At 31.4% G+C, this 12685-nt stretch carries 18 protein-coding genes; 4 read left to right on the plus strand and 14 right to left on the minus strand.

The window, feature by feature from the left end; translation table 11 throughout:
- Positions 1-245 (plus strand): transposase (locus GMA11_RS08365; protein ID WP_163546700.1); only part of this gene is annotated, 245 nt, incomplete at its 5' end.
- Positions 246-519: 274 nt separating this feature from the next.
- Here the strand turns inward: GMA11_RS08365 and GMA11_RS08370 are convergent.
- From GMA11_RS08370 to comGA, 14 genes are all read right to left on the minus strand, one after another.
- On the minus strand, positions 520-1254 hold the full coding sequence (locus tag GMA11_RS08370; protein WP_163546701.1) for a pseudouridine synthase: 735 nt from the start codon (positions 1252-1254) through the stop codon (positions 520-522).
- An 11-nt stretch (positions 1255-1265) separates the two neighbouring features.
- Positions 1266-1874: an SMC-Scp complex subunit ScpB gene (scpB, locus tag GMA11_RS08375; RefSeq protein WP_163546702.1), complete on the minus strand. Its 609-nt coding sequence runs from the start codon at positions 1872-1874 to the stop codon at positions 1266-1268.
- Positions 1867-2649: a ScpA family protein gene (locus GMA11_RS08380; protein ID WP_163546703.1), complete on the minus strand. Its 783-nt coding sequence runs from the start codon at positions 2647-2649 to the stop codon at positions 1867-1869. Before GMA11_RS08380 ends, scpB begins: the two co-directional genes overlap by 8 nt.
- Positions 2650-2728: 79 nt before the next feature.
- Positions 2729-3547: a purine-nucleoside phosphorylase gene (locus GMA11_RS08385; protein ID WP_163546704.1), complete on the minus strand. Its 819-nt coding sequence runs from the start codon at positions 3545-3547 to the stop codon at positions 2729-2731.
- Between the two features lie 17 nt (positions 3548-3564).
- Positions 3565-4737, minus strand: coding sequence for a phosphopentomutase (deoB, locus tag GMA11_RS08390; RefSeq protein WP_163546705.1), 1173 nt, complete (start codon positions 4735-4737; stop codon positions 3565-3567).
- A gap of 15 nt (positions 4738-4752) precedes the next feature.
- Positions 4753-5658, minus strand: a complete 906-nt coding sequence (gene xerA / locus GMA11_RS08395; RefSeq protein ID WP_163546706.1) for a site-specific tyrosine recombinase/integron integrase — start codon at positions 5656-5658, stop codon at positions 4753-4755.
- 4 nt (positions 5659-5662) lie between these two features.
- A complete protein-coding gene (locus tag GMA11_RS08400; protein ID WP_163546707.1) occupies positions 5663-6520 on the minus strand; it encodes a S1 RNA-binding domain-containing protein in 858 nt (285 codons plus the stop codon).
- A gap of 58 nt (positions 6521-6578) precedes the next feature.
- Positions 6579-6938, minus strand: coding sequence for a hypothetical protein (locus tag GMA11_RS08405; RefSeq protein ID WP_163546708.1), 360 nt, complete (start codon positions 6936-6938; stop codon positions 6579-6581).
- The gene (gene comGF, locus GMA11_RS08410) at positions 6904-7371 is read right to left on the minus strand and encodes a competence type IV pilus minor pilin ComGF (RefSeq protein ID WP_370516585.1); all 468 of its coding nucleotides are present in this window, start codon (positions 7369-7371) and stop codon (positions 6904-6906) included. Before comGF ends, GMA11_RS08405 begins: the two co-directional genes overlap by 35 nt.
- On the minus strand, positions 7316-7504 hold the full coding sequence (locus tag GMA11_RS08415; protein ID WP_163546710.1) for a hypothetical protein: 189 nt from the start codon (positions 7502-7504) through the stop codon (positions 7316-7318). Before GMA11_RS08415 ends, comGF begins: the two co-directional genes overlap by 56 nt.
- A 73-nt stretch (positions 7505-7577) precedes the next feature.
- The gene (locus GMA11_RS08420; protein WP_163546711.1) at positions 7578-8012 is read right to left on the minus strand and encodes a hypothetical protein; all 435 of its coding nucleotides are present in this window, start codon (positions 8010-8012) and stop codon (positions 7578-7580) included.
- The gene (gene comGC / locus GMA11_RS08425; RefSeq protein WP_163546712.1) at positions 7990-8310 is read right to left on the minus strand and encodes a competence type IV pilus major pilin ComGC; all 321 of its coding nucleotides are present in this window, start codon (positions 8308-8310) and stop codon (positions 7990-7992) included. Before comGC ends, GMA11_RS08420 begins: the two co-directional genes overlap by 23 nt.
- Before the next feature lie 13 nt (positions 8311-8323).
- Complete coding sequence (gene comGB, locus GMA11_RS08430) at positions 8324-9349, minus strand: competence type IV pilus assembly protein ComGB (protein ID WP_163546713.1); 1026 nt, start codon at positions 9347-9349, stop codon at positions 8324-8326.
- A complete protein-coding gene (gene comGA / locus GMA11_RS08435; protein ID WP_163546714.1) occupies positions 9333-10382 on the minus strand; it encodes a competence type IV pilus ATPase ComGA in 1050 nt (349 codons plus the stop codon). The genes comGB and comGA overlap by 17 nt, the downstream gene beginning before the upstream one ends.
- A 143-nt stretch (positions 10383-10525) precedes the next feature.
- On the opposite strand from comGA, the gene GMA11_RS08440 reads away from it, so the two are divergent.
- The 3 genes from GMA11_RS08440 to GMA11_RS08450 form a co-directional block, all read left to right on the plus strand.
- Positions 10526-11377, plus strand: coding sequence for a YitT family protein (locus GMA11_RS08440; protein ID WP_163546715.1), 852 nt, complete (start codon positions 10526-10528; stop codon positions 11375-11377).
- Positions 11352-12068, plus strand: coding sequence for an HAD family hydrolase (locus GMA11_RS08445; RefSeq protein WP_163546716.1), 717 nt, complete (start codon positions 11352-11354; stop codon positions 12066-12068). The genes GMA11_RS08440 and GMA11_RS08445 overlap by 26 nt, the downstream gene beginning before the upstream one ends.
- A gap of 192 nt (positions 12069-12260) precedes the next feature.
- The coding region (locus tag GMA11_RS08450) for a transposase (protein ID WP_163546717.1) at positions 12261-12685 on the plus strand (425 nt) is incomplete at its 3' end.

Consider the following 12685-nt stretch of genomic DNA (forward strand, 5'->3'; position numbering starts at 1 on the left):
CGTCATTACCAGAGTGGTTTAGAAAGAAATTTGATATTTTTAAAACCTATCAGAATGGTATTTATCAAGCTTTTACCACACCTTATTCAAACGGTATCACAGAAGCTATCAACAATCATATTAAAGTTATCAAACGCATTGCCTATGGCTATAGACGTTTTTCCTATTTTAGATTACGTATTTTAATCATACAACACCATTCCCAATGGCAGAAAAAGAATGTGAAAAAGGTAGTGAATGGTTAATGCCATTCACTACCAACATACCCACTATTTCTCTCCACCAACATAATTTGACGAAGAGCCAAATAAAGTTCATTATAGGCATCGCTATTCAATCTTATTTAGCTCTCCGCCAACACCATTTGACGAAGAGCCTAATTTTTTTGTATAATAATCTATGAGAAATACCTCCTTGTTTAATTGTGGTGATTTAATCATACAGGTATTTCTCTTTTTTTGTCCACTTTTATATACAAAATCGTGTTGGTGAGAATAATCCACCAACACGATTAGTTTTTTATTTTTTAGGTTGCATTTGCATTGCTTCTTGTTTTAATTTTTGTACTTCATATTTCTTTAGTGGTCGCCACTGTCCGACACCTAAATGATCAAGTGTTAAAGAACCATATTTTTCACGTCTTAATTTCATGACAGGTGTACCAATTGCCATAAACATTTTTTTCACTTGATGATTCCAACCCTCGTGAATGGTTAATTCAATGGTTGCTATTTGCTTATCTGTATCTCCAGATAATAATTTTACTTTTGCAGGAGCTGTTTTTTTCCCATCAATTTTAATACCATATTTCAGTTTTTTTAGTTGCTGTTCAGTAGGTATACCTTTTACTTTTGCAATATATGTTTTTTCCACATGATATTTTGGGTGCATAAGTAAATTAGCAAATTCTCCATCATTTGTTAACAATAATAATCCTGTTGTATCATAATCCAATCGCCCAATAGGATAAATTCTTTCTTGCAATCCTTGAAAATAATCTGTTACAACTGCTCTTCCTTTATCATCTGATACAGCCGAAATAACACGTTGTGGTTTATTAAATAAATAATAAACAGGTTCTTCTTTATAAAGCGGTACACCGTCTACTTCAATTTTATCACTTGTACTTACTTTATAGCCTAACTCCGTCACAAATTTTCCATTTACTTGAACATGACCACTTATAATCAATTCTTCACATTTTCTTCTTGATGCCACCCCTGCATGCGCCATCACTTTTTGCAAACGTTCCACTAGTTTTCTCCTTATTCTGTAGCATCTTCTATTTTTACATCATTTGTTTGATACTCTTTTTTATAACGCTCTTCAAACAAATCTTGTAGCGTATCTTCTTGAATCATTTCTAATTGATCTAAATCAGGTAATTCTGACATATCCGTAATACCAAAATAATTCATAAAATAATCTGTTGTCCCATACAAAATAGGCTTTCCTGGACTATTTTCTCTTCCTTTAGATTCAATTAAATCTCTCATTTGTAATTTTTGTAGAGCACCTGTTGATTGTACACCTCTAATTTGATCAATTTGTGCACGTGTTAAAGGTTGTTTGTATGCGATAATAGCTAATGTTTCGAGCGCTGCCTGAGATAATTTAGTGGCAAAAGGAGAAACTGCATATTCTTTTATTACTTCTGAATATATTCCCTTTGTCACTATTTGATAACGATTAGCAAAAGAAACTAATGCCAGTCCGCATTGTTCATCATCATGGTATTTTTGTTGTAAAGTTTCCAGCAATACTGTAACGTCGGAAGTTTGTATATGTAATAAGTCGCTCAACTCTAATAGTGTTAGGCCTGTATCACCTGATACAAATAACAAACTTTCAACTGCACCTATTTGATTACTCATTTTCTTCTCCTTTATAATCATACCATTCTTCTTGTTGAATATTTTCTCCTGCATATAAATAAATCATATCATGTAATGTACCTTGTTTAAAATACACACGTTTTTCTTTTGCTAACTCTAACATGGCTAGAAATGTTGCTATTAAAGACTGTTTTGAGTCAATAAAATCGATGATCGGTACTTCTCTACTTGTTTTGGATAATGTGTCAACTATGCGTAACATTGTTTCTTCAACAGATACTTGATCCATTTCGATTCTTGCATGTAATGGTTGTTTTTGAAGCTGTTTTTGAAACATCTTTTGAAAAGCACGAATCATATCATCAAGACTAACTTCTCCCTCTTTTAATGGGATATTTTCTTGTAGTAGTTCTAAATTAGTAGGTTCCTTTGCAAAAAATTGTCCTCGTTCGTCTTCTTTTTCACGCAAGGCACTTGCAACTTCTTTGAATTGTTGGTATTCAATCAGTTGTCTAATTAACTCATCTTGTAAATCTTCTTCGTACTCTTCTGTTTCAATCTCTATTGTATCAACTCGTGGTAATAACAATCTACTTTTAATTTCTAAAAGCGTAGCCGCCATAACCAAATACTCTCCAGCAATATCTAACTGTAAATGTGTCATTGAACGAATAAATTGTAAATATTGATCAACAATAATCAGCATTGGAACTTCTTGAATATCCATTTTTGTTTCTTTAATCAAATGTAATAACAAATCTAAAGGACCTTCAAAATCATCTAATTTTATCAATAATTCTTGATTATTTTCCATTTATAACTCCTAAAAACATCAATACATAGGCAAATGTTCTCACTTTTATTGATATACAATAAAAATGAGAACATTTAGCTTAAGCTAATTCTAACGTTTTTTTGACTAAGTCTTTAAATAAGTGTTTAACTTTTTGAGTAACCTCTACAACCTCTTCATGACTTAATGCATTACCACTCATGCCTGCTGCTAAGTTAGTAATACAAGAAATTCCCATAACTTTCATACCTGCATGGCGTGCTACAATCGCTTCTGGAACAGTAGACATACCAATTGCATCTGTTCCTAATAGTCTAAACATTCTAATTTCAGCAGGTGTTTCATAAGAAGGACCTGAGTACCATGTATATACGCCTTCTTTCAAATCCACACCTACTTCTTTAGCAGCTTGACGAATAATCGTTTGATACTCTGGTGTATATACTTTTGTCATATCTGGGAAACGTGGACCGATTTCCTCATCATTTGCACCAATCAATGGATTTGGTCCAGCATAGTTAATATGATCTGTAATCATCATCAAAGTACCTGGTTTAAATGTTTCATTAACACCACCTGCTGCATTTGTTAAGAAAACAGAATCTATACCTAATGCTTTGAACACACGAATTGGGAATGTAATAGCATCTAATGCATAGCCTTCATAATAGTGGAAACGTCCTTTCATAACTAGAACTTTTTTACCACTTAATTCACCATAAACCAATTCATTAGAATGACCTGCAACAGTTGATACAGGAAAATGAGGAATTGTTGAATATTCAACAATAATTGGATTTTGAATTTCTTCTGCTAATTCACCTAAACCAGATCCTAGTATTAAAGCAAATTGTGGCTTTTCAATACCTTGCTTCTTTAAATAATCTGTTGCTTGTGCAATTTTTTCTTTATATGTCATTTTTTTATAAATCTCCTTTATACTAACTCTGATAAGAAACTCTTTCCATTTTCTGTTTGTTTAACTGAAAAATTATTAGAAATAGTTGCTGCAATATCAGCAAAATGTCCACCTGCTGACAAAGCTCCCGTTTTTTCAAAAGCTTTCGAATACACCATTAAAGGTACATATTCACGTGTATGATCTGTTCCTTTATAAGTTGGATCATTTCCATGGTCTGCCGTAATCATCAATAAATCATCATCAGCCATTTTTTCGTAAATTTCAGGCAAGCGTTTGTCAAAAGCTTCTAAAGCTTGTCCGTACCCTATCACATCACGTCTATGTCCATAAACAGCATCAAAATCGACCAAATTCAAGAAACTCAATCCAGTAAAATCTGTTTCTAAAACTTCAAGTAATTTGTCAACACCATCCATATTATCTTTTGTACGAATGGCTTTTGTAATACCCGCACCATTGAAAATATCATTGATTTTACCAATAGCAATACAATCATAGTGAGATTGTTCTAAAAAGTTTAATGTTGTTTCACCAAAAGGACTTAATGCATAGTCATGACGGTTACTTGTACGTTTAAAGTTTCCTGGTTCTCCAATATAAGGGCGAGCAATAATACGTCCCACCATATAAGGTTCATCTAATGTAATGCTACGTACATATTCACAAATGCTATATAATTCTTCTAATGGAATAATCTCTTCGTGTGCTGCAATTTGTAAAACAGGATCTGCAGAAGTATAAATAATTAAAGCTCCTGTTTCCATTTGTTCTTGTCCATAATCATCAATCACGGCTGTTCCACTATACGGTAAGTTACAAATAACTTTCCGACCAGTGTGTTCTTCAATTTGTTGAAGAAGTTCTTGTGGAAAACCATTTGGGAAAACTCTAAATGGCTTATCAATATTTAGTCCCATAATTTCCCAATGACCAGTCATTGTGTCTTTTCCAACAGATTCTTCTTGTAATTTTGTATAATATCCCATTGTTTCAATATCATTTGGTATATTTTTTAAAGATTCTATTTTTCCTAGACCTAATTTTGCCATATTTGGTAAATGAAGCTCCATATTGTCCGTAATATGTCCTAATGTATGAGAATTTACATCATCAAATTTATCAGCATCTGGTGCTTCTCCAATTCCTACTGAATCCATTACGATTAAATGTATACGTTTAAATTTCATTTTTATTCCTCGCTCCTATTTTTTTGCATGTGGATGTGCTAGTGTATAGTCATCCGTCACTTTATTCATATCAATATGTGTGTAAATTTGTGTTGTTTCTAAATGTTCATGCCCTAATAATTCTTGTATCATTCTTAAATCCATGCCATTTGCCAATAAATGCGTTGCCACAGAATGCCTAATAGTATGTGGAGTAACATGCTTATCGACTCCACTTTCTTGAACGATTTCTTTCAATCGTTTCCAAATGCCTTGCCTTGTAAATGGTTTACCTCTACGATTTAAAAAAACGTAAGCACTTAGATTATCTTTATCATAAACAGGTCTAACTAAATTATAGTACATATTTAAATAATGTAGTGCCTCTTCGCCTAATAGTGTAATTCGCTCTTTATTTCCTTTTCCGATAACATTTACTGTTGCTGCTTCTCTATGCACTTGGGATAGTTTTAAATCGCATAATTCGGATACACGTAATCCAGTGGCATACATCACTTCTAAAATCGCTCTATCTCGGATACCTTGCAAGGTATTTAAATCAGGAACAGCTAAAATATCGTCTATATCATCTTCTGTTAGTACACGGGGTAACTGTTTTCTTTTTTTAGGTAAAGAAATTTTTTCCATTGGATTTGTTTCAACAATCTGCTGGTGTTTTAAATATTTATGAAAACTTCTTAAAGCTGATATTTTACGACTAATCGTAGTTGCTTCTTTACCTTCATCATAAAGTAAAGAAACATAGTGTCGAATATGATCTGCACTAATATTTTCCCAATGTACAATACGATATATCTCTATTAAAAAATTAGCATAGTGTATTAAATCCAATTCATAATTGATACAACTATTTTCTGAAGCTCCCTCTCTTGAGAAGTCAATGATATATTCTTTTATTATTCGTTTATCTAAACTCATCATATACTTATTTCACTAATCGAATATAGCCATCTTTTTGTTCAATCATACGACGCTTCAACAAATTACCTACGGCACGTTTAAACTGACCCTTGCTAATCCCAAAGTATTGTTTTATATCATCTGGATCGCTTTTATCCCAAAATGGAAGACTTCCATCTTTTGATTTGTTTAAAAATGCCAATAACATTTCCGCGTCATCCCCAATAGCTTCATGTGCACGTTGTCTTAAAGATAAATTTAAAATACCATCTGGTCTAACACCAATTACTCGTCCAGATAATTGCTCACCCAATCTAGGCTCATCAATGCGTTCGCTTGGATGAATAAATCCAATATAGTAGTCATCTGTTAAAACGTATGTACCAACTAATTTTAAGCGAAAAGCCGTTGCTGTAATATCTTTATTTTTATCTGTTTCTTTTCCTTTTTTAGCAACAGATCTAAAAATATGTTCGTCTGCTAAAATACCCCATAAACGCTCTTTTTTATCTACTCTTAAACTAATCATCAATCGATCATTTTTCTTTGGCCATAACTCTTTCATTTGCGGTAAATCATCCAAAGAAACGACAATTTCTTTATCAGGTAATCCTATATCAACGAACACTCCTAAATCTTTTCTAACTTGCGTTACTGTCGCCCATGCGTACTTCCCTTGCTGGACTTTTGGAATATTCGTTGTTAACCTTTTTTTATGTTGACTAGATTCATAAACAAAGCCTTTTACTGTATCTCCAATGGATAGCGACTCATCTTCTTGTTTATCCATCGCAAACGTCACACCGTCTTTTTGAATAAAATAAAAATCGTTATTTTCATCTGTGACCATGCCTGTTATGACTGTTCCATATAATGTATTCATACTATTCCTCCATATTCACCTATATTATTTTAACATAATCATGAAATAAAAAATAGTATCACTCTTTAGATGACGGTTCAGTTTTTTGTTTTAATGTAATTTCTTGATAAATTTGTTTCCCATTTTTTAACACACAAGTCAGTAATAGTATGTCTTCCTCTTTTTTATCAATATAAACGGTCCCAGTATTAAAGATAATCGCCTTCTTTTTTATATTTTTATCCATATCTTTACAAACAATGTGTATCATCATTTTCGCCAAACGATTTTCTCGTTCACTATACAGCATAGCTATTTTATCGTGATAAGTCATTTGAAGATATAGTAAACTCGTTATCATAAAAAGACATAAAGTCATCACAGTCACAAAAATACTAGCTTGTTTATTTTTGAATAATATATAGAATATTCGTTTCATAATAATCTCCATTTTGAAAAAATACACGAATGTGATAATAGTCTTTTTGCTTATTGACATACCATTTTTGCACATTGAATAGTAAGGGTTCATATCCACCTTTATCAGTTGTACGTCTTAGAATGTTGTGATACTGTTCATATCGAATTGTTTTCTTATCTATTTGTGTGAAAAGTACATTTGTATCATGTTTGATATATTGTTCTTTGGACAAACAGTATTCTAAATAGTTTTTGAATTGAATAAAGGCTGTTTCATGATGTTGTCGCATATAGCCATGATACTTTGTTATCATTGGTTGAGTAGAAAGAAGTAATATCGTTATAACACAAAAAACAAATAATGACACTACTGTTTCCAATAATGTAAATCCCTTTTTATTTTTTAAAAACTGATAGTATTTGTTTATTATCATAATAAATAATTCCGCCATTCACATCATTATCAATACGCCCTTTTCCTTGATTAAGTGTTCCTGTTTGCTCTGAGATTATGCGATTATCCAATACATCATAAAGATGGTTAATGTCTATTTGGGTCTGTTCAAATACAAATTGTTGTATCATACAAAAGCTCATTAAAAGAATAAAACTCGACAATAGAAAAAAAGATAAGACACATTCAAACAAAATGCTCGCTCTAATATCGCTTAATTTTCTCAAGATAACATACCCCTCTTCCAAATTGTACATGTAAAATATATGTATACGTTTCTGTGTACGATGTGAATGTATCATATCTTTTTAACGTTCCCGTATCTTTTGAAAAACAATATGCATGTGTCATGCCTGAAAGTACACGAGGTACTTTCAAAGATTTGTCCAATGCTAAATTTGTATATACTTCATGCGTTTTCATGTTTACTGTTACGATACTATCTTGATGTGTCACAATCGATTGATGTTGTGCATAAAGTAATTTTTCTTGAAACGCTTCAAAAAATAATTGACACGTCATATCTTGTAGAGCACTTTTTTGAAATTGAATACCTATAACGAACAAAAATGTGATAATCATTAGAGCAATTAGACTATCTATAAATAACATACCTTTATTCTGTCGGATAAGATACATGCCCATCTCCAGAAAGTGTAATATGGCGTTGATTGATTTCGTTTATTTGTTTATCATTTAAATAACCTTCATCTAGCAGAGCTTCTAAAGAAACAGAATGATCTTGATGCTCTAATAAATATAGAGCTGCCTGTGTTTGTACAACATTTGCCAATGCTTGTGTACCTTGTTTATCAATACGCTCTTTCTTATCTGTTAAATTAGGGACAATTAGTAGCATTAAAATAGAAATAATAAACAAAACAATAATCATCTCTAAAAGTGTAAAAGCTTTTTTATTTTTTAGTGATTTAAACATATATATCCTCCTTTTATTCAACTAAAACATGATTAACCATATCAAACATTGGCATCATTAAAGCAATATAAATTGCAACAATAAATAGACCCACACTCAAAAAAAGAATAGGCTGTATCCATGTCATTTTTTGATGAATATCCTTTTCTAATTTTTCCAAATTGTCTTTTGAAAAGACAGATAATTTCATTGATAAATGGCTAATTTTTTCTCCATGTTCAATGACAAGTGCCATTTCTTCACTTAAAAACGGCAACTTACGAATAACATCACTTATCGTTTGTCCTTGTTGCATATAGTGTTCAACCAATACGACAAACTCTTTCAATAACGGTAAGGTATTTCCTTTTTTCAATACATCGACCACTTCATTAAAACCGTACTGACTTCCTAACAAATAAGCGAGCTCTCTGGAAAAATAAGACGTATAATACCATTTTATCCACTTTTTAATAAAAGGAATTTTACTTAAAAACCTAGCTTTTTTCATAGGAGATTGCTTTTGATAATAAAAAAGCAATAACAAAAAACACAGAACACACATAACAATGCTCCATAATATGTAAACAGGTAATGCTTTTATAAGAAAAAAAGTAAACTGACTATTTTCATAATTAGATTGATGAAACATATCTTCTAAACTGGGTAAAAAAAATTGCTGGATCCCAATAATCAATCCAATAATAAAACACAATAGTATAGTTGGATACAAGCACAGTTGTTGTATTTTTTGATATTGCTTTCGTCGTTCTTTTAATTGATGACCGCAACTGAACAAGACTTCTTGTAAATGACCGTGTAATTGTGCTAAATAAATTCTTGTTGTGATAGACTGATCAAACCCACATATTCCTAAAATAGAGTCAAATGATTTACCAGATTTTAAAGCTTGTTCCATATAGACAAATATAGGTTTTTGTTTCACCATCAAATGCACTAAGAACGTCAAAGCCTCTGACAAAGGAAATCCTTCTTTTAATAATTCAGATAATTTGATTAAACATTCTGCTTGGTGTTCTTTTTTAAAGCGATGCCCCAATTCGATACTCCTCCAATGTTTCTTTTCCTATATAAGACAAGGTATATAATTTAGATAAAAGCTTATCAAACTGCACAGATTTCCCTTTATTTGTCGTCCAATATAATTGAATATCGCTTTCTGTCATAACACTCGTTAACAGTAAGCGTTTCTCGTGACTCGGGATATGCGTGCAATAAAACAAACATTCCATTTCACAAAATGGACAGTATCTAGGAATAAGCCTTTGCATCACAATTCCTGTTAATACTTCTTTTAACAACACTTTTGAAACACCTAATTCTAATAATCTCATCATACAACCTTCACAACTTTTTGCATGAATAGTAGCAACTACTAAATGTCCTGTTAAAGATGCTCTAACCGCCATTGCAGCTGTTTGTTCATCTCGTATTTCCCCAATAAATAAAATGTCTGGATGATGTCTCAAACTTGCTTTTATTAAGTGTTGATAATCAACACCTATGGATGTATTGATTTCCGTTTGTAAAAAATGATCGTTAATAATCTCTACTGGATCTTCTAAAGTCATAATATGAATAGGCTTTTCATTGTATTTTTTTGATAATAAATAATGAATGAGCGTTGTTTTACCCGAATCGACTGGTCCAGAAAAAATAATCATGCCTTGTTTTTTCGTGAATAATCTATATAAAGCATCTATTTTCTTAGGAAAATAATGTTGAATAACACCTGTTTCTTTTTTTATTTTAAGTAAACGAATAACCATTGTTTCTTGATAATACACATTACAAATGGTCGATGTTCGAATATCAAAAGATACATTAGCTATTTTATAAGTTGCTGATCCTGTTTGAGATTTTCTTTTTTCACCGACAGCTAACCCTGTTATATATTTAAAATGTCTTATGAGTTGTTCTCCTATCTCATAAGTTAATGTTTTAAATATCACTAATTTACCTAAATAACGGAAATAGATGATATACATCTTTTGTTTAGGCATAATATGAATATCTGAAATAGATTTTTCTAAAGCAGTATGCATCATTTTATCTGCAATTTGTTCAATCATAGTTCTCTCCTCCATCTTCCTATTATTAACTATATACATTTTATGTCTATTTTTGACAAAATATTTAAATAGATAATTGAATAATGAAAAAGGTTATGTTACAATTTTTCGGTACCATATACATAAGAAAGGAGAACAATAAGGTGAAAAATATTTCTTGGAAATCATTATTTATTATTACTTTAGGGAATTTAGTTTTTGCTATAGCCGTTAATACATTTTTATTAGCAAACCATATGGGAGAAGGTGGTGTCACTGGTATTTCACTACTTTTATACTATGTTGCACAAATTCCCGTTGAATTATCTTATTTTTTAATCAACCTCGTTTTAATGGCAATTGGCTATAAATATTTGGAAAAATCAACCATTTTTTATACAATTTACTCATTTGCTATTTTTTCTGTTTTTGTTCGCTTAACCTCTTCATTCCAATACGTCATGCACGATCAGTTATTGGTCCCAATCGTTGGTGGATTGATGAGCGGAACATCTATCGGATTTATTATTTGGGCAGGTGGCTCAACAGCCGGAACAGATATTATCGCTCTTATCATCAATCGTTATTTCAATGTTCCAACAAGTACAGCATTATTTGTCATTGACTTATTTATTGTCGGTCCTTCTGCATTTGTAATCGGATTTGAAAAAAGTATTTATACATTGATTATGTTATTTGTTGCTGTTAAAGTGATTGATTATATTTTGGAAGGTTTCAACGTCAGAAAGTCGATTTTAATTATTTCTGAACATCATGAAGAAATTAGCCAACGAATTTTAACCGACTTATATCGTGGTGTAACAGTCTTACACGGGCATGGTTCCTATACAAAAGAAGAAAAACAAATACTATACATCGTCGTAGATAGAAATCAAGTTGTAGATATTACAAAATTAGTCAACCACATCGATCCAAAAGCATTTGTGACAATATCAGATGTCCATAATGTGCTAGGAGAGGGATTCACTTATGATATATCCAAAAAGAAACGCTAATATAGAGCTGATTATCTTTGATTTAGACAATACTTTATACGACACGATTGAACCATTTGAAAAAATGGTTCAATCGTGTTCTCTTACATTCTCTGATAAAATAAATACTGTTTTTAAACAGTATAGTGTGTTTTCTGAAATAGCTTTTCAAGCTGTCCAACGTAAAGAAATGCCTTTAGAACAATCTTATTCCTATCGTTTTAGACTATTACTAGAACACTATCATGTTCCGTATAATATGGACACACTTAAACATATGCAATCACAATATCGCTATTTTCAAACACATATCACCTTATCAGATACAATGAAAAATATTTTCACTTTATTAAAACAATCCAATAAGCAAATGGCTATTTTAACAAACGGACCTACCTATGGACAAAATATCAAATTAGAAGCCTTAAATATTGAAATGTATATTCCAAAAAAATATTGGTTTATTTCAGAACAATTAGGATATGCTAAACCAGATAAACATGTTTTTCATACTGTTTTAAACACTTTTGATAGATTGCCCGAACATACGTTAATGATAGGTGATTCATATCATCATGATATCGCACCTGCTTTAGCATTAAATATGCAAACGTGTTGGTTTAATAAAGATTTACACAAAAACAAATTATCTACTTATACTGTAACAAACGAGCAAACTTTATTCTCAATGATACAAAGTATCTTTTCATAAAAATGAATATCTATAGCAAACAAAAAAGGAGAACTGACAGTTCATATTGTCAGTTCTCCTCAGACTGTTGACAAATTAAGAGCGTCAACAGTCTTTTTTCGTATCAGACGTTAAATCATACGGCTTAACGTCTGATACACTAATGACCCTTAAAGATGTTATAATATAGGTAATAAAAGGAGGTAAGATACTATGTTCTATAAAGAAAATCATTCAAATGACGAAATCATATTAAACACATTGTCCGAATTAGTACCAAAAGACCATTTACTACGTAAAATTGATAAATCAATTGATTTCAATTTTATTTATGAGATTACTTCTCCCTATTATAGTCATACCAACGGTCGTAATAGTTTAGACCCTGTTGTTTTATTTAAATTGGTCTTTTTAAAAGATATTTATGGTATTAAATCCATGCGAGAAACCATTAAACGTGTCGAAACCGACGTAGCGTTTAGATGGTTTTTAAACCTCCCTTTCTCTAAACCTACCCCACATTATTCTACTTTCTCTCAAAATTATATTCGCCGTTTTCAAGGGACTTCTGTGTTTGAAGATATATTTAATACTATTGTACACCAAGCTATCTCACATCATTTAATTAGCGGCACAGC

Source organism: Granulicatella sp. zg-ZJ (assembly GCF_010892355.1).
GTDB lineage: Bacteria > Bacillota > Bacilli > Lactobacillales > Aerococcaceae > WM01.

What these genes read in the sequence shown, in the direction of transcription:
- scpB (WP_163546702.1), bottom strand. Translation starts at nt 1,874, where the DNA reads ATGAGTAATCAAATAGGTGCAGTTGAAAGTTTGTTATTTGTATCAGGT.
- GMA11_RS08380 (WP_163546703.1), bottom strand. Translation starts at nt 2,649, where the DNA reads ATGGAAAATAATCAAGAATTATTGATAAAATTAGATGATTTTGAAGGT.
- GMA11_RS08385 (WP_163546704.1), bottom strand. Translation starts at nt 3,547, where the DNA reads ATGACATATAAAGAAAAAATTGCACAAGCAACAGATTATTTAAAGAAG.
- deoB (WP_163546705.1), bottom strand. Translation starts at nt 4,737, where the DNA reads ATGAAATTTAAACGTATACATTTAATCGTAATGGATTCAGTAGGAATT.
- xerA (WP_163546706.1), bottom strand. Translation starts at nt 5,658, where the DNA reads ATGATGAGTTTAGATAAACGAATAATAAAAGAATATATCATTGACTTC.
- GMA11_RS08400 (WP_163546707.1), bottom strand. Translation starts at nt 6,520, where the DNA reads ATGAATACATTATATGGAACAGTCATAACAGGCATGGTCACAGATGAA.
- GMA11_RS08405 (WP_163546708.1), bottom strand. Translation starts at nt 6,938, where the DNA reads ATGAAACGAATATTCTATATATTATTCAAAAATAAACAAGCTAGTATT.
- comGF (WP_370516585.1), bottom strand. Translation starts at nt 7,371, where the DNA reads ATGGCGGAATTATTTATTATGATAATAAACAAATACTATCAGTTTTTA.
- GMA11_RS08415 (WP_163546710.1), bottom strand. Translation starts at nt 7,504, where the DNA reads ATGATACAACAATTTGTATTTGAACAGACCCAAATAGACATTAACCAT.
- GMA11_RS08420 (WP_163546711.1), bottom strand. Translation starts at nt 8,012, where the DNA reads ATGTATCTTATCCGACAGAATAAAGGTATGTTATTTATAGATAGTCTA.
- comGC (WP_163546712.1), bottom strand. Translation starts at nt 8,310, where the DNA reads ATGTTTAAATCACTAAAAAATAAAAAAGCTTTTACACTTTTAGAGATG.
- comGA (WP_163546714.1), bottom strand. Translation starts at nt 10,382, where the DNA reads ATGATTGAACAAATTGCAGATAAAATGATGCATACTGCTTTAGAAAAA.
- GMA11_RS08445 (WP_163546716.1), top strand. Translation starts at nt 11,352, where the DNA reads ATGATATATCCAAAAAGAAACGCTAATATAGAGCTGATTATCTTTGAT.